Raw genomic sequence first — 23,940 nt, forward strand, 5'->3', positions numbered from 1 at the left:
TTATCAATTATTGATATATCAATTAATTTGTTGCTGAGATTTTTATTTTGTTACATCTTGAGAAAGAAAAAAATAAAATAAATTGAAATTCAGGGATTTGAATTGTAACAAATTTGTTTTATAAGCTTATATTTCGTATCTTTGCTTACTTATTAAAAGAAATTTCTGTCTTTAACTTCTTGTGATAGTTTAGAACATTTTATTTATTTCCGTTTCAATTTTTTATTTGCCGATTCTTTAAATGAATGGCATTCACATTAATAAAAGCACTCAGAAAACCTTTAATAGTATTTATTAATTATAGCTTTAAGCTAAGAACAATTACCGAAATGGTTGTTAACTTACTGATCGTGAAGGATTAATAAAAAATAAAAAGTAGAAATTAATACAAAGAAATATATGGCGGATTCTTTCTCTAAAAAAGAAAATTTCAAGAAAAAAGTTCAAAAAGCAAAAGAAAAAGCTCTGAAACGTGAAGAACGTAAGACGAGCAATAACAAAGGAAAAGCTCTTGACGAAATGTTTATGTATGTAGACGCAAATGGTCAATTGACTACTACACCACCTGATAACAGTAATGTTGAGGAATTTGACATCAATAATATTCAGTTGGGTGCAGCTCCTATCGAAGCAGAAGAAATAAGAAAAACGGGTATCATCACATTTTTCAGTGAAAAAGGTTACGGGTTTATTACAGAAGATAAAAGCAAGGAAAATGTATTTTTCCACAGCAACAACTGTACAGAACTTGTGAAAAAAGGTAACAAAGTTTCATTCGAAAAAGAAAGATCTCCAAAAGGTTTTTCTGCAGTTGATATTAAGCTTGTAAGATAATTACACAACAATATTTAGATAAAAAGAGCTTCCATCGAAGCTCTTTTATTTTTTTATATCAAAGCTGTTTAGACAAATAAAAACTTAACCGCAAAAGAAGCAAAAGCTATTATTGATGTGATATTATTTACTTATTGAGAAAACAAAAGGTAATAAAAGAGCAAAAATCAAAGATTTTTAAAAACTATTGTGTTCTTATTTTGATGTTTAATAATAAACTTAAATAACCGATGTGTTAATCTTTTTGTCGCTTTTGCGGTAAAGTTCATTAATAAAGTTTCTCTCTTATTTCAATTAAAATTTTAGTTGTTTTCTGCAAATCCGGCTGATCGGGAAGTTGGGAAACAGAATGATAATATTCAATAGATTTTATCAGACTTTCTGCTTTATCCATCACGGCTTCATACGACCAGTTTCCGGCTTTAATATCCAATAATTCATCTCTGTTTTCTACACGGATGTTCAATGAACCGGTTTTAAAAATCTGCTCACATGATTGTAATAAACGAATCGTGTGCATCATATTTTTGCTGTCGTAGTTTTGTCCGTGGTTTTTATTGACGTTGTAACGGTCGTCATTCCGCTCGGAAACCCACTTCCAATATTCACGATAATCTTTGCAATACGTAGAATAGGCGTCGAGATTACAAAACAAATACGCAATAGATTTTTCCTCTTTCGGGACAGACGAAACAGAAACCTGATTCGCTTCTTCATTCTGGATAATCCCTTTATACTTCAAATCTCCCGATTCATCATAGAAAAGCGCAAACATTCCTTTGGTATTGTCGATACTTACCAAACCGCATTTTTTCTGAATTTTCCCGTTTTCTGAAAGCCATTTTTTCAACGGAATCGAACCATTATTTTGTAAAATATAGCAAAAATCAAGAATTGATTTTCTTTCCTTATCAATAGGATTCAGAATTTTTTTGTTGAGTCCTTTCGCTTTTTTAATTTGTGAAATAGCGTAACCCGCAAATGTATCTTTGCATAATTTGGAAAGAAAATCTTCTGGTTTCAACAAATCCATCAACGGATTTTTATACTGAATACAATCTTCAGGACTCACCAAAACTTCCAGAATATTCGGATTGTTTTTCTGTAACAATTCCACAAATCTCCCGATTTCGTAATACGTAATATCATTCGTCTCATTAGAAATCTGCGGAATATAGTTTAACCCAAAAAAATCTTCTTTCGGCAAATAATATACTCCACGAATGTCTGTGTCTGAGTTTTCCGTAGCGAGCCCGAAAGAGCGGCTTCCGGAGATGGATTCGAGGAGGAGGAGGTTTTTATTTTTTAGGGTGTGGATGGTCATTTATATTTATTTTTTCAATTTCAAATCCTTTAAAAAAATCTAATAATTGTTTTTCTTCTTCTTCTTCAGAAACTAATCTAACACAAATCAAATTCTTAATCGTTCTTGAACAAGCAACATAAAAAAGCTTTTGATTTTTTGATTTCTTCATTAAATCATTCTCACCAACATCGTAAATTGATTTGAAATTGTACTTATTCCAAAAATATTCGTCCATCACTACCATTACGTTTTCGATTCCAGAACCTTTAGTTTTGTGCATTGTTATGTAATCTGAAATAATGTTTTCATCTATATAGTTATAATAATTTAAAACTTCAGAAAATTTTAATTTTTCAGAGAATAACTCGTTGTAGAAATTCTTTTTTTTACGATTCTTATCAAACTCAATAAACTCTTCCTCTGAAACTGTCGCATCTTTTTCAAGCATTCTAACTGATGTATTTCCACCAGTAATATATAATGCTTCTAATTGCTTAAACCTCTCATTTGATTTTAAATCTTCAAGAAAAGTGTTTTTATTATGAATATACTGTTTATATGAATCTGATTTGCTTATTAGCTTATTATTGAATGCAAATTCTAGAATCCTATTTATAGATTGAACTGAATTTAGCAATGCATCGAAAAGTCTTTTAATTCTTACTTTATCCCTAACAGATTTTAATTCGAAACCACATTTCTTTAATTTTGCAACTACAAAATTATAGTTCTTATTTTTATATGCGGAACTTAATTCATATAACTCTATTAATTGAATCCTTTCTAATGTTTTTTCAATTTCTTCTTTAACTTCCGTGTATCTGTCATTAAATATTTGATAAAGTATGCTAAAATTTAATTCGGTTGAAATGGATTTATTTGTTAACATTAATTTTTTTACTCCAGGATTATCCGTCGAAATTTGAACTATTAATTTATTAAGAGCGTCGAAGTATTTGTTTTTGTCTTCAACACTACTGAAGACATTTGGCTTCTCACCATAAACCGAATAGTACAATTTTACATTTCCGTTTCTGTCGTCATCCATTTCTAAATCTTTTAGCGCTAACTCTTGTTTTAAACCATCATTTCTAATTGTATTAATAAAATCAATAACTTTATTAGAACATCTAAAATTATCTTCTTTTTCAATTTTAACTAATTTCTTTTCTTTTATTTCTTGTTCTACATCTCCAATTCCATCGTCATAAATTCCTTGCATAGAGTCGCCAAAAAAACCAATTGTTGTTTTATTATTTTTAGGTAGTGAATTTAAAAAAATGTCAACTATCTTTTCATTTGTATCTTGATATTCGTCAATTAATATAAAATCAAATTTATCGCTAACAATTTTTCCTAACAATTCATGATTTTTAAAAAGTAAAGAAGCAATATGTAATAACTCATCATGCCCAAAAGACAATTCTTTAAAATTATTATAACGTGTTTCATTATATCTCACTTTGTTATAATCAATTGATTTAATTGTTTCTAATATTTTTTGATTTAATTTATCAACCTCTGTGTTTAGATCAGTATTAAATTTTTGTGGATCTTTATCATATTCTCTCTTACCTGTAACTTTAGTAGTTTTTTCTCCAGTTGTAGTAAATAATTTCCCGGAGTATTTCCCATATAATTTCTTATACTTTTCATGCTCATTTTTCTTATAATCTTTATCATCTTCACCAGCAACTAATTCATCTCTGACAATTTTTTCAACTTTAAAGATCTCAAAAATTATTTCATGAATATTTTTTTTGTAGTCTTTAACTAAGAGCCTGTTTAAAAAATTAATAAAAAAAAAGAGTAAGGGTAAGAAGTTGAATAAAAATTGTCATTTTAGAGTTGCAAAACAAAAAACTTCAATGTATCCAACAGACTTAACCCAAACTCAGTGGCAATTTATAAAAAAAGCATTAGATTTTGATGACAGAAAACGAAAATATGATTTGATTATCATTTGGAATGCTATTAATTATTTGGTAAAAACAGGCTGCCAATGGAGACTTTTGCCTCATGATTTTCCAAAATGGCAATTGGTTTATTACTATTATTCAAAATGGTCAAATCTGGAGATTTTCGATTTATTATTATCAAAATTAAGAGAGAAAGTACGTCGGGATAGAGGCCAGAAATCGCAGGCAAGTTTAGGAATTATGGACAGCCAGAGTGTTCGTTGGGGAAATAACCGTTCACTCAATGGCTTTGACGGAGCCAAAAAAGTAAAAGGAATCAAAAGACACGTCGTGGTAGATAAAAACGGGTTTTTGTTAGCCGTAATGGTAAGTGTAGCCAATATTCATGACAGTAAAGCGGCATTATTGCTGATGAAAACATTGCGATATTTACTAATTCCGCTTCAGGTAATCTTAGCGGACGGAGGTTACAGAGGGGGTATTATTGAGGAAATAAAAACTAAATTAGGCTATATCATTCAAATCGTTATGCGGAGTGACAAAAAAGAAAAAGGATTTGAGCCACTCCATAAAAGATGGATTGTTGAACGTACTTTTTCATGGTTTGATAATGATAGAAGGCTATGCAGAAATTATGAACTCCTAATGGAAACTTCCGAAAATATGGTCAAATTATCCGCTATAAAATTATTACTTAATAAAATTTAAACAGGCTCTAAGTCATTTAAAAAAGAGTGTATAGTAGATACGACAAAATTATTTTTATCTCCAACTCTTGCTTTTATTTCGTCAATTGCTACATTTGTTAGTGTAATACACACTCCCTTTTTATCAGGATAATTTTCGGTAATGTATTCAAGAATTTGTTTTAACGATTCAGTTTTTCCACTTCCTGCTCCACCTTGCAAAACAAAATTATTAAAGTCTTTTTCATGATCTTGATTATTATCAATAATCTTTTTAATATTTTCTATCGGTTTTAATTTGCTATCCATTCTAATCCTTCTTTAATGTATAATGGTACTTTCCATTCAACTTTATCTATCAACGCTAAATATAATAGTGATGAAGCAAAATCTGATTTCCCACTTGGCTTTAAAATTTTTTGAGTTGAAGAATAAATATCTGTCATTGAATCAACAAGCACTGCTTTATTTTGAATTCCACGAATACCTCTATTTTTATAATGAACTATTTCTTTCAAATTCAATTTGATGAATGAATCTTCAAAGCTTCTAGCATGATATCCTAATTCTTCAATTTGATAAGTAATTTTAATATGGTGTGTATCATCTTGTAGTGTGTTAGATTTTAGTTTCTCGAACCAATTCTCAAATTCAGAAGAACCAATTTCAGGTCTGTTTAAAAACTCTCTGATAGAATAGTTACTTGTGTTCTCTCCTTCCGAAACAGCACAAGCTTCGTAACTTGATTTTGCTTTTTTAGTTTTTGTTGCAGGTTTAGTAATCAGTTTTGTTGAGTCTATGTCTGTAATAATTAGAGTTTTTATTTCTAAGAACTCTAAAAAATGCTTAAATGCTTTTGAATTTGCTCCTACTTCAATTATTGAAATGTTTTGAGATGAAATTTTATTTTTCGGAGGTACAATTAATTCATCATATTGACTAATAAAATATGGTAATAACATTTTTTCTGTAGTTCCTTCGATAAAAATAATTTTTTCAGCGAAGAAAAGTTCAGAAGAATATAGAGTTAAATATTGTTTTAAAAATTTAAAGTATTCTTCTTTACCCTTATATTTAATCTCTAAATCAGTGTAGAAATTTTTAATATTAATATTTCCATCCTTGAACTTAAAGTAACGTAAGTCAGAAAAATTACACTGAGAAACTATGTGTGAAGAATGTGTGGATATAAAAGTTTGTAAGTTAACCTCTTTATTAATCTTCTTTATGATTTCTTGGATTTTTTGACTAAAAACATATTGCATTTGGGGATGAGTATGCGCTTCAGGTTCTTCAATAAATAAAAGATTAATATCTTTCTTTTCATCTAAAAAATACTTTTTCTTGACTTCAATTTGAAGTAATAAATAAAGAATGTTTACATAACCCAAACCGTTTAAATGTTCAGGGAGATTATTGGAACCGTCACCATAAACAATTTTAGAATGATTGGTAAATAATTGTTTAGATTCTAAATCGGAAATTACTCTTAAATCTTTTATATCAAGAAATTTTTTTGCATTTTCTAAAAATGGTTCAAAGTGTGTCCTATACTTTTCATCTAAAGTAGAATCCATTGTAGATATTGCGTCATTAATGTCAAAGAAATCGGCAGATGATTCTTTATGTTCCTTATTAAAATATTGAGTAGTCATTTCTGATAAAGCCCTTTTACCATTTCCTGTTGTTTCAGAACTTGAAACATTCCTTTTTGCATGAATAACTTGAAAATTAATTAATTTTCTGATTGACGAAATATCTTTCTTAACTAATTTATCTCTGTTGGCAACTTCTATGTCAGTTTCATTTTCAAAGACATAAATATATTTATTAATTAAATAATCAGAAATATTCTTTTCAATAAACTTTTCTCTATTTTTTGTTACCTGCAATAAATCTTTAATTAATTTATCTCTATCAATTGAACATTCAAATAGAATTTTAACAACATTTGTAGTAGGGTCTAAATCTAAAATAAAATCAGATATGTTTTCTAAAGAATCTTTTATATCATATTTTATTTCAAGAATCATTTGAATAGATAAATCTTCAATAACTGTATTCTCATCTATTTTGAAAATTTTATCTCTTAATGATGTGGAAAAATCATAGAAATTAAATTTATAATTTTCATTTCGATAAAACTTATCAAAAAGCATTATAAACGATGTTTTTCCACTGTTATTTCTGCCAATCAATAGAGATAATTCTTGTTTTTTATCTTCGTCTAGTAAAAGAGTCGTATCTTTTAGTAATCGAAAATTTTTAATTCTGATTTTGCTTATATACATGGTTTTAGTTTTAAAAATGAAATTTAACAAATATATTCCCAATCCATAAAAAAAGATTACGGCTTCCCGTAACTTTTTAATTTACATCAATATTTCCCTAAAAACCCTCTCCATCTCAACCTTATCCGAATTCCCACCTTTCAAACTCTTCGCTCTTTCCTCATTATCCTTCACCATCTCCTCCAAAACTCCAAAAAGTACCCAATCATTTGAATGGTAATAAGATTCTCCTTTTGTAGCTTTTAAGGCAACAAGATTTTCTATTTTGTTTCTCGTAAAATCATCAACCAAAACCAGTAATTCACTGAATAAAACCGGTGGAACGGTTCCTTTTTCTATGATCCATTTTCCGGTCAATGTTGTTCGAAGGCAGTAGAAATAACTTTTCAATTTTACGTCATCACTTCTGCAGGCTTCCAGATATTTTTTGCTCATGCTCAAATAGTGATAAGAAACCGCTATCGGTGAAAAACATTCATCTGCCAAAGGTTTAAATAAGTCATAAAATCTCTCATTTTTTACATAAACGATAGGAGAGTAGAACCAACTCAACAAAGCCGCATTGGACTTTAACAGGAGATTAAAAGTCTTTCTCAGATCCCATCCGGAGCCATCAAGATCATCTTCGGTCATGAATTCTATGGTTTCATCTTTGTCCCACGGTGAAAGATACCAGTCTTTTTCGTGTCGGTATATGAAACGTATGTCGTAATCGCTGTCAGGCGACGCAAAACCCCAAGCTCGGCTTCCGGATTCTACGGCAAGAAGTATTTCTATATTTCTTTCTCCTTCTATTTCTTTTAATTTTTCTAATATTTTTGGTGTCATTGTTTATTTTTTTATTTGGTTAAACTAAAGGGCGCTAAGTTTTTAAATTCATTGTGTTTTTAAGGCGCAAGACACTTCGACTTTGCTCAGTGTGACAGAGATTTTCGACAAAATATACAGGATGAAATTTTATCAAAGATAAAATCCTTGCGCCTTAAAGCATACAGTTGTTAAATAAATTGCGCCTTTGCGTTTATCCAACAACAAACTATGCTTTTCTAAACTTCTTCTTTTTCTTCCAAGGCGCATTTTTCTGCACATCTCCCGCCATAATACATCCGTAAGGCATCACTTCATCCAACACTTCACAAAGTCCGTATTCTTCAATCTGAGCTCTTACATTTTTGGCACTTTTATAAGCGGTTGGAAGTTCAGAAATATCAATTTCATTCGAGAAAAAACGGATATCCAATCCTTGAGTTTCTTCTTCAAAAACTTCCTCAATGGTTTTATGAGCCAACGATTTTTTATGCTGCGTTCTGCTGAAATTTCTTCCGGCTCCGTGTGGTGCAAAACCTAGATTTCTCTCATTGGTTTTTCCCTGAACGATCAAAACCGGTTCCGACATATTCAACGGAATCAATCTTGGTCCCGTAATATCCGGCATAAATTTATCGTCCAAAGGCGTTGCTCCTTTTGCATGGTAAAATAAATCCCCGTCCTTGAAAACGAAATTATGTTCATTCCAATATCTATCCTGTTTTTCGATTTCCATTTTATGTAAAATCGCGTCGTGAATAGAAGTATGGTTTTCTTTTGTCCATGTTCTTATCAATTGCAACGCTTCCCAATACGATTTTCCTTCTTCGGTTTCATAAGGAATCCATGCGTTTTCTCTTAATGTTTCAGGCGAAATTTCTAGTCTGAATCTGTTTGCGATTTTCATTCCTTTATCATACAAAGCCGCTCCCGGAGCTCTCGATCCATGGTGAGTGACCAACATGGTGTTTCCTGTATTTTTAGAAATTCCGACAAATAAGAAATGGTTTCCGTCACCTTGAGTTCCCATATGAGAACGGGCGATGCTGATTAATTTTTCATCATTTAAAAAATCATTTTCTCTGAAGGCATCCATTAATTCCTGAGACATTTCCATTTGCTCACCTCTCGGTCTTCCTCCGTATCCGAAATGCGTGATTGAATGTGCGGCATCCAAAACGTCTTTCGGATCAGCTTTTCCAAAATCTGTCAACATCACTGAACAACAAATATCTGCGCTATGAAATCCCGGATGAATGGCATTTTTCGCCACAACAACTCCACCAACGGGAATCTGACCAACCGGACCTGTAGGACAAGCATCGGGCATGATTGCTCCATTAATTAAAGTTGGCGTTTTCATCAAAACTTTCATCGTGTTGATTACTTTTTCCACGTTTTCATTTTCACTTTCGTGTTCCGCTCTGATGTTGATGATAAAATCTTTGGGCGTTTCATGAAGCGGAATCAATTCCGGTTGTTTGAATTGTTCTAAATATGCTGTGATTTGATTTTCATCTAATTTATTTTCGTTGATATGTTCAATCGCTTCTTTGAACCATTTTGCCGATCTATATCCTAATTCTATTAAGTTGTTTCCGTTAAATTCCATGTTCTTTCATTTTCTTGATGCAAAGTAATGGGCTTGTTGCGCAATAATTTTGCGTAGATGAAATTATTTTGATTATTTTTGAAAAAAATTAAATAAGATGTTATTTGAACAGTTAGAAAAATCAGCGGAAGAAATTCAGTTTAAAGAAGTAATTGCATTTATTGATGAACATTATGATTTTACTCCAACAAAATTCATCAACGGAAATACTGTAAATGAAGCTGACCAAAATAACGGTTCGTGCAAAGTTTTCAGTTTTGGAAAGCTGAATGATTTGTCTAAAGATGAGGTTTTGAGTCTTTTCGGAGATTTTTACAGAGAAGATGTCTTGAAAAATCCTGCAGGAACGGATCACCAAAATATCAGAAACTTCATAGAGTTCGGTTGGGACGGGATTTCTTTTAAGGGTGAAGCTTTGAAGAGAAAATAATTTTCGTTAGAAACTAAGCTTCAAACTAATCACAATTTTGTCATTCCGTAGGAATCTAGGCGATTAAATTAGTATAAACATTGTCTGGATTCCTACGGAATGACAAAGTGGCTGTTGAAAAATGAAATGTAAATATTAAAAAAACACAACACCATGTCATCCAACAAAAACGCCCTTATCCGCTACAAAACCCTAGATAAATGTCTTAAAAATAAATATCGGCAATACACTTTGGAAGATTTAATTGATGAATGTTCCGAAGCTTTGTTTGAATTTGAAGGAAAGGAATCTTTTGTCAGCAAACGAACGGTACAGCTCGATCTGCAGAATATGCGCAGTGAAAAATTCGGGTATGAAGCGCCGATTGAAGTTTACGAAAGAAAATATTACCGATACAGCGACCCAGATTACAGTATTCATAACATTTCGGTGAATGAAAGTGACCTGAAAGCGATGAATAATGCGGTGCAGATTTTAAAACAATTCAAAGATTTTTCGATGTTTAAGGAAATGAATGGAGTGATTCAAAAACTGGAGGATTCTATTCATGCGACGAGCCAGAAATCGATTATTCATCTGGATAAAAACGAGCAGCTGAAAGGCTTGGAATATATTGATATTCTGTATGATGCGATTTTAAACAAGAAAGTATTAAAGATTGGTTATAAAAGTTTTAAAGCCAGAGAATCCGATTCTTATATTATTCATCCGCAATTGTTGAAGGAGTTTAATAACCGTTGGTTTTTGATATGTTCTAATAAACAATATGTTTACAATTTGGCGTTGGATAGAATGGAAAACATTCAGATCGAAGAAAAGGTTGATTATATTGATATGAATCTCGATGGTGACGAATATTTTAAAGATATTGTTGGCGTGAGTGTTTCTCCGACAATGGCTCCGAGAAATATTGTGTTTTTTGTAGATTCTTACAATGCTCCGTATGTGAAAACGAAGCCTTTACATAACAGTCAAGAAATTGTGAGCGAATCTAATGAAGGAACGATGTTTAAAATCTGTGTTCAGTTAAACTTCGAGCTGGAAAGACTTTTATTGGGTTTCGGCGAGTCTTTGATTGTCCATAAACCACGAAAACTAAGAATAAGGCTTGAAGAAAAATTTAAAGCAGGAATGAAAAATTATGAAAATCTGATTATTCCGGATGAAGATTAATTAATTTATTGATGATTTTTTATCTATCGGCTTAAAAATATTCACTATTATAAAATGGCTTGAAAATTGTAATAATTAATTCATAAAAATAAACATTATGAAATCTAGAATATTAAAAGCCGTAATAGCCATCGTAGCACCTTTGGTTGTTGAATATATCGTCAAGAAAATATCAGAAAAACTGGATAAAAAACAACAGGAAACTGAGCCAAAACAACTTCCTGCATCCAACTAAAGTAGTTAGTTTAAAATTATAGAAAAGAGACTGTTCATTTGTAACAGTCTCTTTTTATGTTTTTTTTGAAGCAAAGATTTATTTTTTTACTGTATATTTTTATGGAGTAAAGAATTGAATGAATAAAATATTTGCGTTAAAAAATTTTAAATATTCCAAAAATCAGACAAAATCATAAATACCATTTTTCCAACCGAGAACTTTAGAAGAATCAGCTTTCAGCCAGTTTTTAAGAACAGTTGCGTAGACTTTCCTGAAATCTTCGGTATAAATTAAATCTCCTTCATTCAGATTAGTTAAATCCGGAAGCGGGTTCAAAAGTCCTTTTTTCTTCAAACCGCCACCGATGAAAAACATTTGATTTGCCGTTCCGTGATCGGTTCCGTTGCTTGCATTTTGGGCAACTCTTCTGCCGAATTCCGAGAAAGTCATTAACAAAATATCCTCAAAAAGTCCGTTGCTTTTCATATCGGCAACGAAAGATTTTACGGCTTCATTGATGTCTCCGAACAATTTTTGCTGTCTTTCATTTTGATTGACGTGCGTATCAAAACTTCCGATAGAAAGGTAATAAACTCTTGTATTAATGTCAGATTTTATAAGAGAAGCAACGGTTTTAAAATCTTTTCCCAACTGAGAATTCGGATAAGTCTGCTCTGTTTTTTTTGATTTACTTTTTTCGAAAATATAATCAGCGTTATTAATCGTAGAACCCAAAGTCTGGTACAAATAAGAAACCGTTTCGTCATCATGATGATGGTCGTACAACGATTTGAAATATTTTTCCTGACTGGTTTGATACAGCCTTTTCGGATCTTTAAAGGCAAATGCTTTATTATTTTCACCTTTTAAAGCTAAACTCAGCATATCATCAACTTCCAAAGCCTGAGTCGGATGGTCGCATTTGTAACATTCTTCATCCAAAAATCTTCCCAACCAGCCGGTTTCCAGATATTCGTCGCTTTTACTTGCAGAATGCCAAATATCCATGCTTCGGAAGTGGGATTTGTCGGGATTGGGATAACCGACATTATTCAAAATTGAAAGTTCGCCGTTATCATGCAGTTTCTTTGAAATAGGAGAGAGCAGGATTGATGCCCGTTTCGTCATTCAGTCGCAAAGAATTTTGGATGGCTATTTTGTTTCTTTCTTTAAAATAGATGTCGTTTCGGGTAGGAATGATCGTGTTCAAACCATCATTTCCGCCTATGAATTGAAGCACAATCAATATTTTTTGATTGGGTTCTAAAGCTTCATCGAATGTCATTGCTTTCAAAAAATTCGGCATCAATAAAGATGCTGTAGCCAATGAACTTATTTTTAGAAAGTCTCTTCTTTTGATTAACATAGAGTTGGGTTTTAGGGTAAAGATTGTAGGTTGCAGGTTAGCTATCGGCTAAAATCTGCGACCTAAAAACTACATTAACTGATATTCTGGTGTTGACATTAGATTAATGACCTTCATTTTCACACTGTTGTCGGAGAAATTTTTCACCGAACTCATATCCAAAGATTTTGAATTCTGAATTAAATAATCTTCAACATTTTTTCCGCTAAATATCTTTTCCACACGAGCCCAATCGATCGTAATATTGGGGTTTTTAAAACTTTTCGTCAATGTATTGGTGTTATTTTTCATTCCCATATCCAGATCATCATCTTCTTTCGGACGATAATCGAGCGGACGTAAACCCGACCAGATCTGAGGAATTTGAAGTCTCAACATTAAAGTGGAGCTATCGATCCACGATTTTCCGTTTGGCCAACCCGCAACATTGGGTGGATACAGCAACATTTGCCCCAATAATTTCTGATAAACGATAAGATTTTCCGGATTTTGAATGTTCATAGGAAGCGTTCTCATCATTCCTGCCATTAATTCAATCGGTGATTTTATTCTGTTGCCAATATTTTTTTGATCATAAAACCATGAGCTTGAAAAAATATCCATCATGAGCTTTTTGATGTCGTAGTTTGATTGGTAAAAACTATCACTTAACTTATTTACAATGACTTCATCTATATTTTCATTAACGAAAAATTTGTAAATTTTAGTGGTAATGAATTTTGCAGTCGCTTTTTGCTCAAGAATAATATTTAAAGCATCAGTTCCTGTAAAACTGCCTGTTTTTCCGAGGAAATTTTTTGTGCCTTCATCATGAAGTTTTTTTCTTTCTACAAAATTTCCTTCTTTATCGTAACCCCACCCTGTAAAAGCTCTTGCGCCTTCTCTGATGTCTTTTTCGGTGTAATTTCCTCGTCCCATCGTGAAAAGTTCCATGACTTCACGGGCGAAATTTTCATTGGGATGGTCTTTTTTATTTTGTTGATTATTTAAAAAGTTCAACATAGCAGGAGCTTGGCTCACTTCAAATAAAAGATCTTTGAAATTTCCCAGCGCATTTTTTCGGATAACATTTAAAATCTGCCTGTTGAATCGCGGATTTACCACTCTCGACGCAAAATGTCCGTGCCAGAAAAACGCCATTTTTTCTCTTAACTGTTCTTTGCTGTTGACCATTTTGTCGAGAAAATTAAGATTCAGTTCTTCATTTTGTTCCCGGTTGATTCGCTGCATTTCCTTCTTCTTTTCAGCCGGAGCTTTGTCATTCATGTAATCAACGGTTTCTGCAATATCGGGCGTATCGTAATTAATGTAAAGAAATGTTTCTTCTTTAAACAAATCATTAATCAACGTTTTGCTATCCTTATTTTTGAGATCTTCAAGCTGGTTGATTCCTGCGCCAAAGCCTGCACGCCAGAGAAGATGCTTATTATTGATGAGTGATGAAGCTGTCATGTTACTACTTTGTTTTTGGATGTTTTTGGTGGAGGAAGGTTAAATTAATAACGGTTAAGAATTGTTAATATTGCCGTTTTCAGTCGGTTTTTGCCGATATATTAGCTTTCAGATTTAAATGGATTCTTTACAATTCTGAATTTATTTAAACATTTATTTAAATTTTAACGAAATTTAATTAATTGATATTCATTATTTTGTGATTTTAATCAATGTTAAAATTAAACAGACGACTTTCCTTGGCACGATTTTTACATCTTCCAGCTTAGTAAAATTAAAAAAATAAGAGTTATGAAAATGTTTAAACAAGCAATTTTATTTGCCGGCATTTTGACTGCAGGAGCATTGAGTGCACAGAGCGCACAGATGAACAATATGATTAAGGTGGGAGCAAATGTAGGTTTAGCAGTTCCATCTGACAACACTTCTATGGCAGTAGGTGTAGATGTGGCATATCAGAACCTTATTACTCCGGGTTTCGGTTTAGGTATTGCAACAGGATATACTCATTATTTTGGTAAAGAAAATAACGGATATGATAATAATGATGTAGGAGTAGTTCCTGTAGGTGCTTTGATTAGAATTTATCCGAAACAGATGGGATTTTATTTCGGAACTGATATCGGTTACGGTTTCCTTGTAGGTGATGATAAAGTAGCAACAAACTCTACACTCGACAGACCGGATGGTGGTTTCTACATCAAACCGGAGATCGGATATCACAACCAAAGCTGGAATTTCTTTGTGCAATATCAGAAAGTTTTTGTAGGAAGCAAAGGCGATTTGCCTAATCAGGACTATAATGTGGGAAACATTGGAGTCGGATTTTCTTACAATATTCCATTAGGGAAGTAGTTAGATTTAAATATAAGCAATTATTAGCCAAACCTTTTCTGTTTTTTGAGAAGGTTTTTTATTTCTAACGAAAATTTACGAAAACTATTATTATATTTGATAAAATTTGAGGTTATGATTTTAAATCCAAAATTTCCACTTTATTTACCGGGAGTAAAAAACGGGAACAATGATAATGTATCTATCATTGGTGCAAACCTTCGCGAAGATATGACAACTTTAGGCTATTTTGTTTCTAGTAACGGAGGTCTTGAGATTAAAATCCAACATAATTATCCTACCAAAGAATATGCTTCTTTTGCAGATATTTTAAAAAAGTTTATTCAGGATAACCAACTGGAGAATGTGAAAAGATTGGGAATGGCAGTTCCCGGACCAGTCATCAACGGGAAAAGTCACCCTGCGAGATTAGGCTGGAGTCTTGATGTAGAAGAATTTAAAAGAGATTTTCAATTTGAAAGAATAGATATGCTTAATGACCAGGAAGCTTCGGCTTACGGTATGGCAATTCTGGAAGATGCAGATCTGGATCCTATCTACACAAGCGGTCACCTTGAAAATGGAAACGTGGCGATCTTAGCACCTGGAAATGGGTTGGGTGAAGCCGGATATTTCTTTGACGGGAAATATTTAAGACCATTTGCAACAGAAGGAGGTCATTCGGAATTTTCTCCGAGAACCAATGTTGAGGTTGAATTCTATCAGTTCTTAAACAACATCTACGGAATTGTAAGTTGGGAGAATGTTTTATCTAAAGGCGGTTTATTCAATATTTACAGATTCTTGAGAGACGTAAAAAGGCATCCTGAACCAGAATGGCTATCGGAAAGACTTACAAACGGAGACTTTCTTCAGGAAATTTATAAGGCAGCCATAGAAGATGATGTACTGATCTGTAAAATTGCATTGGATACCTTCATTGAATTCTTGGCTAGAGAAGCTAATAACCTTACTTTAAAGCTAAAGGCGACAGGAGGTTTATTAATTGCAGGAGATATTCCTCAGGAAATCAGAGAATATATTAATAAAGACAAATTCTACGAAAAATATAAGATCAGCGATAAAATGGAAGAGATGTTGAGAAACATCCCAATCTACCTGATTAAGAATAAAAATACAGCATTGAACGGAGCGGCACTCTATACCGCTTATTATCAAGACTAAAACTTAAACTCCGAAGAAATTCGGAGTTTTTTATTGGATGATATTATTTATAAAAATAATTGTTTTTATTGATGTACATCAATGAAATCTATTAGACAAGTTACTTACATTTGCATCAGTAAATAACAAACAAGTAAATAACTTTTTATTCAATGAAAAAAATATTTTTATTAGCAGTTTTAGCTAGTGGTTTAGCATTCGGACAATCAAAAAAAGTAGTTAGTTCTGATGTTCAGTGGTGGGGATACAAGATTGCAAAATCTGAAGCAAGTTCTCATACAGGTACTGTAAAAGTAAAATCTGGTGATATGGTAATGAAAGGAAACCAATTGGTAGGTGGTTTCTTTCGTTTTAGATATGACCTCTATCACTTCTACAGATCTTACAGGTGAATACCAACAAAAATTAAACGGTCACCTTAAGAATGGAGATTTCTTCGAGGTTGAAAAATTCCCTACTGCAACTTTCAAAATTACTGGAGTAAAGAAAAACAACGATAAAGTGTATACTTCTTTAGTAACAGGAAACCTTACAGTAAAAGGAAAAACTAACGCAATTTCTTTCCCTGCTAAGATTTCTTATGCAAACGGAGCAGTTAGTTTAATGTCAAATAAATTTGCGATCGACAGACAAAAATTCGATGTTGCTTACAAATCTACAATGCAAGATGTTCTTGTGAAAGATGACATGGATTTGCTTGTAAAAGTGACAGCAAAATAATTTAATCAAAAAAAGATTGTTAAAAGTGTAGAAGTTCTACACTTTTTTTTATTTTTGTTGAATTGTAAATAAAAAAGAATGAAAAGATTACTATTGTTTGCTATGGTGTGTGTAAGCATGTCATTTGTTTTTGCTCAGAAAAAAGGAGATAAAGTGGTAAAGGTAACATCATCAGAAGTAAGATGGTGGGGTTACAAGGTTGTAAAAACGGTTGCTTCGTCGCATTCCGGAACAGTAAAGCTGAAAAGTGGGAAATTCACTTTCGATAAAACAGTTTTGGTAGACGGTGAATTCGTGATCGACATGAAGTCTATCATGGCGGGAGACGTTTCTGATGAAGATCAGGTAAAATTAACTGATGACCTTAAAAGCACCAACTTCTTTGAGGTTAAAAAATTCCCTCTTGCGAAATTCCACTTAACTAAAATTATTCCTTTGGCAAACAGTGAGTTCAACTCTACGGTTTACGGAGATATTACGATTAAAGGAGTGAGAAAGACGATCACTTTCCCTGCAAACGTTTATATTACTCAGTTTACAGTAGTGATCGAATCTGCTAAATTCTCTTTAAACAGAAGAGATTTCAAAGTATTCTATCAGTCTTCATTGAAAGATTATTTCATCAAAAACGAAATGGATATTCAGTTCAAGCTTTCAACAGCAGTGTTGGATAACGAAAACAGAACTCCTGCGAAAAAGAAAAAATAAGATTCTCAATCTTTTTTGATAAATTAAAAGAGCAATTTCCCAGTGAAGTTGCTCTTTTTTTGAATAAATTTTAATATCTGCATTTCGTCAAGTAAAATGATTATTAATACATAATCCTCACATTAACATTCAGGGTTTCAAAAACCTTGAAGATTTAAGAATTTTAATGATAACAAATTTACCAACCTATAGATATTTTTGTGAAAACCTAAAGAAAATTACGCAAACGGTAATTTATATTGCGACAGCTTTATAATAGAAATAACAGCAATTTATATACGCCCTCAACACTTTCTAAGTGTTGAGGGCTTTTCTATTAACTAATACGTGTAGTTATTTTACTACATGAACTTCCATTTTCTACTACAAAGAAACTTTTATCGTTGCCGTAGATTTGTATTGTTCAAAAGAGGACAACTAAATAAGAATAAAAAATACGATTAAAAAGTATTAAAAAATTAATTTTATTTGTTAGCAAATTGTTGGCCTAAAAAGATCTGCAGCTGCCAGATCCGGATTCAGGATGTTAGCAAAATTTATTTCCTGACTGAAAAGTAAATTTTTTTCATATTAATATTTTGTGATTTGGTGTTTCAAAGGCTTTCTACGGGAGGCCTTTGATTTTGTATGTATTACTACCGATATAGAGAAAATTCAGATAACAAAAAAATCTCCAAAAACGATAATTAAAAATTTACTAAATACAGTATTTGAAAAGCTACTTTTTTTTATTTTAGTAATATGAAAATTTATGTAGTAAGCGGTCTCGGTGCAGATTTTAAAGTGTTGGAAAAAATTCAGTTTCCGGAACATCATGAAATTGTTTTTATTGATTGGCTGATTCCCGATCAGAATGAAGAATTCGCGCAATATGTAAACAGAATGGCGGAAAAAATTGATGCTTCAGAGCCTTTTTACTTACTAGGGTATTCTTTTGGAGGAATAATGGTTCAGGAAATAAATAAATTAAAACCCGCCGAAAAAATCGTGATCCTCGGAAGTATAAAATCCGACAAAGAAAAATCACGCTTAATAAGAACCGGACAAATCACAAGAATCCCTAAACTATTACCGATACGGCTCTTCAACGAAAGAACTACCAACGTATATTCTGTTGTCAGAAAATTCTTTGACCCGAAAAATCCGAAGGTTTTACAATATTTCATGGTAAGAGATCCTTATTATTTAAAATGGTCTATTGAAAAAATATCCGAATGGAAATTTGATGAAAACCCCGATGTGATCCAGATTTTGGGCGACAGAGATATTGTGTTTCCTATAAAAAACTCCAAGCCGGATTTTGTTATTAAAGGAGGGACACATTTATTTCCTATCATGAAATTTAAAGAATTATCTGGTATTTTGAAGGGGTTGTTGGATTAAAAATTGATTTATTTTAAAATTTAATATAAAATAATAGGGGTTTATTTAAAATAATTATTGTTTTTAAAAATTTATTCTTACTTTTGATGGGGTAAGTTATAAATTTTATGAAAGTAGGATTAAAATGGATTGTCTCATTTTCTACCATCGCATTAGTTGCAGTTGGTGGATTATTCTGGAGTCCCATTGTCGATTTTCCGAATACCGGAGAGTTTTTAAGCGAAGATAAAATTGTAGGAGCAGATGTAGCCTGGATTCTCGCTGCAGCAGGTCTTGTTCTCCTGATGACGCCTGGTTTATCCTTTTTCTACGGCGGAATGGTCGGGAAGAAAAATGTGATTTCTACCATGCTTCAAAGCTTCATTGCTTTAGGAGTAATTTCCATTTTATGGGTTGTGATTGGTTTTTCCCTATCTTTTGGCGATTCTATTGGTTTTACCATCGATGGAGAACATTACGGAATCATCGGAAACCCTTTGAGTTATCCGTTTTTCAGCAGAGTAGGAGTATTGCCGCATAAAGCGATGGCTTCTACGATTCCGTTTATCCTTTTTGCCTTATTTCAGATGAAATTCGCGGTGATTACTCCGGCTTTAATTACGGGTTCATTTGCAGAAAGGGTACGTTTCATCTCTTACCTTTTATTCATGGTGCTTTTCAGCCTTTTCATATACACACCGCTTTGTCATATGGTTTGGCATCCGGATGGGCTTTTAAATAAATATTTCGGAGTTAAAGACTTCGCAGGCGGAACAGTTGTTCACATGAGTGCCGGTTTTGCAGCATTGGCAGGAGCTTTGGTGGTAGGAAACAGAAAAAAGCCACATCATGAACCTTCGAATATTTCTTATGTCATCCTAGGAACAGGAATGCTTTGGTTCGGTTGGTTTGGCTTTAATGCAGGGTCTGCGTTGAGCGCCAATGCAACAGCAGCAATAGCATTTGGAACAACAACGATAGCTTCAGCTTCAGCGATGATGACCTGGATATTTTTTGACAGGATAAACGGTAGAAAAGTTTCCGCTTTGGGAGCTTGTATCGGAGCGGTTGTCGGTTTGGTAGCTATTACTCCCGCATGTGGCTTTGTTTCGATTGCAGAAAGTCTTTTTATCGGTTTTATTGCTGCTATTGTTTCTAATGTAGTAATGAACTGGAAAGCTTTAAAGAAAATCGATGATACGTTGGATGTTTTTGCCTGTCACGGAGTTGGCGGAATTATGGGAATGATTCTGACAGCAATTTTTGCGCATGGCGAAAATGCAAGCCTTCTTCACGGTGGTTTAGAGGTGTTTGCTCATCATATGATCGCCTTGCTTTTGGTTTCCATATTTACTTTTTTCGGGTCATTACTTTTATATAAAATTACCAATAGAATTATCACATTACGGGTTTCGGAAGAGTCTGAGGATTTGGGACTTGACATTTCTCAGCATGAAGAAAGCCTTTGTTAAAAGCAGATATCTACAAGTGTTCATATAGTTTTAATTTAGAAAGCCGGAGTTGATTTTTCATCTCCGGCTTTTGCATTTAGATTTAAGGTGTATCTTTGTCTTTAGGGAAAAATGAAGAATATTCTATTATGGAATCAATATCTGTTTTTGAGATTATTAAGGTAGGAATAGGTCCGTCGAGTTCACATACAATGGGACCGTGGAATGCAGCCTCTGCATTTATCAGAATTATAAAAAGAGAAAGATCAATTGCTGAGGTAAAAGAGGTTTTCCTTGAGTTTTTCGGTTCGCTCGCAAAAACAGGGATCGGTCACGGAACTGATATTGCAGGAATGCTTGGTTTGAATGGTGAAGATTTTAAGACGATCAACACTTCAAAGATTGATGAGAAAATAGAAAAAATAAAAAATACGCAGATTCTTAATCTTGGTGGAGAAAAAGAAATTCCTTTTGTTTACGGACATCATTTGATTTTAAATATGAAAAAATCTCTTGATTTTCATCCCAACGGAATGATCTTTAAAGCTGTTTTTGAAGACGGAAACTGAGCTTATTCAGGATTTTTATTCTGTGGGCGGAGGTTTTATTGCAAGTCAGGAGAAAAATTCTATTGAAAAAGAATGTGTGAGAACACTTTACCCTTGTCATCACGGTTCAGATATTGTAAAATATTGCGAAAGATTCGGCTTTAAAAGGTTTTCAGATTTAATTATAATTAATGAAGAAAGCTGGAGAACGCAGGAAGAAACGAGAAAGGAAGCGCTTTATATTTGGCAGCAAATTAAAGAATGTATTTATAAAGGTGTCAACAAAGAAGGAATTCTTCCCGGTGGTCTGAACGTTACCCGAAGAGCAGCCGGAATGAACAGAAAATTGTTAGGTGATAAAATCTATAAAAATAAAGACCAATGGTTTCAGCAGGTTGTTGAAGCCGAAGAAAACTTTACCAATATCAATAAATGGATTGCCTGTTTCGCATTAGCTGTTAATGAAGAAAATGCAGCTTTTGGAAGAATTATCACAGCTCCCACCAATGGTGCAAGTGGAGTAATTCCCGCGGTTTTAATGTATTCTCAGGCTTTTACAGATTTTACGAGTGAAGATGACATCGTAAGATTTTTGTTGGTAGCAGGCGAAATCGGAACGTTATTCAAAAAAAATGCAACCATCTCTGCAGCAATGGGCGGTTGTCAGGCGGAAATCGGAGTTTCATCGGCAATGGCTGCAGCCGGTCTTACAGAAATTCTTGGCGGAAGTGTCGGTCAGGTTTTAATGGCGGCAGAAATCGCTATGGAGCATCACTTAGGCTTAACTTGTGACCCGATCAAAGGATTGGTTCAGATTCCTTGTATCGAAAGAAATACAATGGGTGCCATAAAGGCAATTACTGCAGCAAATATCGCGTTGGAAAGTGATCCTGCAAAAGCAAAAGTAAGCTTAGATCAGGTAATTCAGACGATGTGGGAAACGGCGCTTTCGATGAGCGACAGATTTAAAGAGACTTCCGAAGGCGGATTGGCGATTGCGGTGAATGTACCGGAATGTTAAAGATATTCATAAAAGAGAAATCCTCAGATCAATAACGACTGAGGATTTTTTATTGAGTATTAAATTCTTTTTTGATAGAAATAAGACTAAAAAATGATTAGAAATAAAAATGTATACTGGTTTTATATTGTAAGCTAAAGCAAACATTTTAAAAATCTCTGTTCATTTTTTAACGCAAAGCTTTAATTCAATAGAGTTAATATTAAGTGAGCAAAGATGAATCAACAAGTTGATTTGATGAAGCGCTGTTTTCATGCTTCGCGAAGCAAATTTTATTTGCCTTTGCCTTCTAAAAATAATGCGGAATGTAAATGTAATCTTTGCGTTAAAAAGAACAATGGATTCTGTTTGAAAAGGTCTTAAGTCTTTCGAGATAAAAAACTTTCACTTTCAGGACAAAAGAAAATAGAACTACTTATCCAGAATTCCCCTAATCTTATTCGCATTAGAAATCAATTCTCCCAAATATTCGTAATTCTCTTTTTCCAAAGCGGCTTTGAACTTTCTTAACTGAGAAATATGCTCATTCAAAACATCCAAAACGTTCTCTTTATTTTGTTTAAAAATCGGAACCCACATTTCAGGATGAGACTTTGCGAGACGAACCGTGCTCGAAAAACCCGAACTCGCCAATTGGAAAATCGTCTCTTCTTCACGCTCCTTTTCTAAAACAGTATTTGCTAAAGCATAAGAGGTTATGTGTGAAATATGTGAAATATAGGCCGTATGAAGATCATGATCTTCCGCATTCATATAAATCAAATGCATGTCTAAACTTTCAACGATTTTTTCTACCAATTGCAAAGCGTCTTCGGCAGATTCTTCTTTATTGCAGATTACGCCCGCTTTCCCTGAAAAACTCTCTGAAATAGCAGATTTCGGACCATTATTTTCTGTTCCCCACATCGGGTGAAAAGCAACAAATCTTGATCTTTTCGGATGATCTGTTACAGCATTTACGATTCCTGCTTTTGTTGATCCTGCATCCATTACGGTTTGGTTTTCTGAAATTAAATCCAAAACAGTCGGCAACAATTTTCTCGCAGCATCCACCGGAATCGCCAAAACTATCAAATCTGAATTTTTAATTCCGTATTCAAGATCAACTTTTGCATCGATTATTTTTAACTCTAATGCTTCATTGAGGTGCTCATTGCTGTTATCAATTCCATAAATAAAATCTGTGATGCCTTTTTGTCTTAATTTTAAAGCAATCGACCCTCCGATCAATCCGACACCTATAATGCTTATTTTCATTTTTTAAATTTTTAAAATAAAAAACCCCGCCCAAGGACGAGGTTTTTGTTCTATATATAAGAAATCCTTATCCCAAATTTGAGTTAAAAATTCCGTAATAATATGCTTTATTGTTTGTAATCACCAAACGAAGGTATGAAATTTTTTTAATTTAAAAATAAGCTCATGAAAATAATGTAAATCGAAATATGAAATTTGATTATAAAAGGTAAATAAATTCAGTGAAAATACGGTTTTCCTAATGGATTGGAATTTTTATTTTTAAGCAGAAAATTTTAAACTTGATTATTAAAATGAAAAATTTTTTTGTTGATTTTGGTTTTGATTCATTTAGCCCAGTTGATTATGAGGAAAATGTAATTGAAAGTACAAAAGATAAATCTAATGACGATTCCCATGGTACAATTAGTGATATTAAAATAAATATAATAAATAGTCAGTACCGATTTGGACCAAGGGTTGAGGTCATTTGGACTATACTTATTTATATATTTTTATCATTAGGAATATTTTGTCGAAGAACAGTCAATTTTCCAGAGCCATTGTCAGGAATTAATACATTTGTTTTTAAATGGGGAATTATTGCTGCCTCTTTTATAATTGGTTTAGCAGTTCTTGCTCCTTTGCTGAGAATAATAAGTAAATTCCATAAAGGAAAACTGTCTTGGCAACACTGCTTAACAGCTTTTTCGATCGGCTTTTTTGGAGATCTTACATTTGAACTTCTTATAAATGGTTTTGTGAATATTTTAAAATAAGTG

The 23,940-nt window shown here is 32.8% G+C and carries 23 protein-coding genes and 1 pseudogene; 14 read left to right on the top strand and 10 right to left on the bottom strand.

Going from position 1 to position 23,940, the window contains the following annotated elements:
* The first annotated feature begins 399 nt into the window (after window positions 1-399).
* Window positions 400-834: a cold shock domain-containing protein gene (locus tag J3D55_RS08260; protein ID WP_259130284.1), complete on the top strand. Its 435-nt coding sequence runs from the start codon at window positions 400-402 to the stop codon at window positions 832-834.
* 268 nt (window positions 835-1,102) lie between these two features.
* On the opposite strand, the gene J3D55_RS08265 is transcribed toward J3D55_RS08260, so the two are convergent.
* Together J3D55_RS08265 and J3D55_RS08270 are read right to left on the bottom strand one after the other, a co-directional pair.
* Entirely contained in the window at window positions 1,103-2,158 is a 1,056-nt protein-coding gene (locus J3D55_RS08265) for a nucleotidyltransferase domain-containing protein (protein ID WP_259130285.1), read from the bottom strand.
* A complete protein-coding gene (locus J3D55_RS08270; RefSeq protein ID WP_310467496.1) occupies window positions 2,133-3,938 on the bottom strand; it encodes a UvrD-helicase domain-containing protein in 1,806 nt (601 codons plus the stop codon). The genes J3D55_RS08265 and J3D55_RS08270 overlap by 26 nt, the downstream gene beginning before the upstream one ends.
* 70 nt (window positions 3,939-4,008) lie before the next feature.
* Between J3D55_RS08270 and J3D55_RS08275 the strand changes: the two genes are divergently transcribed.
* Window positions 4,009-4,767, top strand: coding sequence for an IS5 family transposase (locus J3D55_RS08275; RefSeq protein ID WP_259127825.1), 759 nt, complete (start codon window positions 4,009-4,011; stop codon window positions 4,765-4,767).
* On the opposite strand, the gene J3D55_RS08280 is transcribed toward J3D55_RS08275, so the two are convergent.
* From J3D55_RS08280 to J3D55_RS08295, 4 genes are all read right to left on the bottom strand, one after another.
* Entirely contained in the window at window positions 4,764-5,054 is a 291-nt protein-coding gene (locus tag J3D55_RS08280; RefSeq protein WP_259130287.1) for an AAA family ATPase, read from the bottom strand. The genes J3D55_RS08275 and J3D55_RS08280 overlap by 4 nt on opposite strands.
* Entirely contained in the window at window positions 5,039-7,036 is a 1,998-nt protein-coding gene (locus J3D55_RS08285) for an ATP-dependent nuclease (protein WP_259130289.1), read from the bottom strand. The genes J3D55_RS08280 and J3D55_RS08285 overlap by 16 nt, the downstream gene beginning before the upstream one ends.
* An 81-nt stretch (window positions 7,037-7,117) precedes the next feature.
* Complete coding sequence (locus J3D55_RS08290) at window positions 7,118-7,864, bottom strand: nucleotidyltransferase domain-containing protein (protein WP_259130291.1); 747 nt, start codon at window positions 7,862-7,864, stop codon at window positions 7,118-7,120.
* A 208-nt stretch (window positions 7,865-8,072) separates the two neighbouring features.
* Entirely contained in the window at window positions 8,073-9,455 is a 1,383-nt protein-coding gene (locus tag J3D55_RS08295; protein ID WP_259130294.1) for an RtcB family protein, read from the bottom strand.
* A 97-nt stretch (window positions 9,456-9,552) separates the two neighbouring features.
* Here J3D55_RS08295 and J3D55_RS08300 point away from each other — a divergent pair, with 97 nt between their 5' ends.
* The 3 genes from J3D55_RS08300 (at window position 9,553) to J3D55_RS08310 (ending at window position 11,293) form a co-directional block, all read left to right on the top strand.
* Complete coding sequence (locus J3D55_RS08300) at window positions 9,553-9,885, top strand: HopJ type III effector protein (protein WP_259130295.1); 333 nt, start codon at window positions 9,553-9,555, stop codon at window positions 9,883-9,885.
* A gap of 153 nt (window positions 9,886-10,038) precedes the next feature.
* Complete coding sequence (locus tag J3D55_RS08305) at window positions 10,039-11,058, top strand: helix-turn-helix transcriptional regulator (RefSeq protein ID WP_259130297.1); 1,020 nt, start codon at window positions 10,039-10,041, stop codon at window positions 11,056-11,058.
* 97 nt (window positions 11,059-11,155) lie between these two features.
* Window positions 11,156-11,293: a hypothetical protein gene (locus tag J3D55_RS08310; protein WP_259130298.1), complete on the top strand. Its 138-nt coding sequence runs from the start codon at window positions 11,156-11,158 to the stop codon at window positions 11,291-11,293.
* 162 nt (window positions 11,294-11,455) lie between these two features.
* On the opposite strand, the gene J3D55_RS08315 is transcribed toward J3D55_RS08310, so the two are convergent.
* The 3 genes from J3D55_RS08315 to J3D55_RS08325 all read right to left on the bottom strand — a co-directional run bounded on the left by J3D55_RS08315 (window position 11,456) and on the right by J3D55_RS08325 (window position 14,093).
* The gene (locus J3D55_RS08315; RefSeq protein ID WP_259130300.1) at window positions 11,456-12,403 is read right to left on the bottom strand and encodes a DUF1501 domain-containing protein; all 948 of its coding nucleotides are present in this window, start codon (window positions 12,401-12,403) and stop codon (window positions 11,456-11,458) included.
* The gene (locus J3D55_RS08320; protein WP_259130302.1) at window positions 12,351-12,641 is read right to left on the bottom strand and encodes a DUF1501 domain-containing protein; all 291 of its coding nucleotides are present in this window, start codon (window positions 12,639-12,641) and stop codon (window positions 12,351-12,353) included. The genes J3D55_RS08315 and J3D55_RS08320 overlap by 53 nt, the downstream gene beginning before the upstream one ends.
* A gap of 69 nt (window positions 12,642-12,710) precedes the next feature.
* Entirely contained in the window at window positions 12,711-14,093 is a 1,383-nt protein-coding gene (locus tag J3D55_RS08325) for a DUF1800 domain-containing protein (protein WP_259130304.1), read from the bottom strand.
* A 291-nt stretch (window positions 14,094-14,384) separates the two neighbouring features.
* Here J3D55_RS08325 and J3D55_RS08330 point away from each other — a divergent pair, with 291 nt between their 5' ends.
* The 8 genes and pseudogenes from J3D55_RS08330 to J3D55_RS08365 all read left to right on the top strand — a co-directional run bounded on the left by J3D55_RS08330 (window position 14,385) and on the right by J3D55_RS08365 (window position 21,922).
* Window positions 14,385-14,948: a hypothetical protein gene (locus J3D55_RS08330; protein ID WP_259130306.1), complete on the top strand. Its 564-nt coding sequence runs from the start codon at window positions 14,385-14,387 to the stop codon at window positions 14,946-14,948.
* Window positions 14,949-15,062: 114 nt separating this feature from the next.
* On the top strand, window positions 15,063-16,112 hold the full coding sequence (locus tag J3D55_RS08335) for a glucokinase (RefSeq protein WP_259130307.1): 1,050 nt from the start codon (window positions 15,063-15,065) through the stop codon (window positions 16,110-16,112).
* Between the two features lie 152 nt (window positions 16,113-16,264).
* Window positions 16,265-16,504 carry a hypothetical protein gene (locus J3D55_RS08340; RefSeq protein ID WP_259130308.1) on the top strand — a complete coding sequence of 80 codons (240 nt, stop codon included), beginning with the start codon at window positions 16,265-16,267 and terminating at the stop codon, window positions 16,502-16,504.
* A complete protein-coding gene (locus tag J3D55_RS08345; RefSeq protein ID WP_259130309.1) occupies window positions 16,470-16,832 on the top strand; it encodes a YceI family protein in 363 nt (120 codons plus the stop codon). Before J3D55_RS08340 ends, J3D55_RS08345 begins: the two co-directional genes overlap by 35 nt.
* A gap of 78 nt (window positions 16,833-16,910) precedes the next feature.
* Entirely contained in the window at window positions 16,911-17,540 is a 630-nt protein-coding gene (locus J3D55_RS08350; RefSeq protein WP_259130310.1) for a YceI family protein, read from the top strand.
* A 741-nt stretch (window positions 17,541-18,281) separates the two neighbouring features.
* Window positions 18,282-18,923, top strand: a complete 642-nt coding sequence (locus J3D55_RS08355) for an alpha/beta hydrolase (RefSeq protein WP_259130311.1) — start codon at window positions 18,282-18,284, stop codon at window positions 18,921-18,923.
* Window positions 18,924-19,030: 107 nt separating this feature from the next.
* Window positions 19,031-20,374, top strand: a complete 1,344-nt coding sequence (locus tag J3D55_RS08360; protein ID WP_259130312.1) for an ammonium transporter — start codon at window positions 19,031-19,033, stop codon at window positions 20,372-20,374.
* A gap of 128 nt (window positions 20,375-20,502) precedes the next feature.
* Window positions 20,503-21,922, top strand: a pseudogene (locus tag J3D55_RS08365) (L-serine ammonia-lyase).
* Window positions 21,923-22,333: 411 nt separating this feature from the next.
* On the opposite strand, the gene J3D55_RS08370 reads toward J3D55_RS08365, so the two are convergent.
* Complete coding sequence (locus J3D55_RS08370; protein WP_259130314.1) at window positions 22,334-23,179, bottom strand: prephenate dehydrogenase; 846 nt, start codon at window positions 23,177-23,179, stop codon at window positions 22,334-22,336.
* A gap of 293 nt (window positions 23,180-23,472) precedes the next feature.
* On the opposite strand from J3D55_RS08370, the gene J3D55_RS08375 reads away from it, so the two are divergent.
* Window positions 23,473-23,937 (top strand): hypothetical protein, encoded by a 465-nt coding sequence (locus J3D55_RS08375; protein ID WP_259130316.1) that lies wholly within the window; start codon window positions 23,473-23,475, stop codon window positions 23,935-23,937.
* Window positions 23,938-23,940: the final 3 nt, after the last annotated feature.

This window comes from Chryseobacterium ginsenosidimutans (assembly GCF_024807225.1).
In the GTDB taxonomy this organism is placed as follows: domain Bacteria; phylum Bacteroidota; class Bacteroidia; order Flavobacteriales; family Weeksellaceae; genus Chryseobacterium; species Chryseobacterium ginsenosidimutans.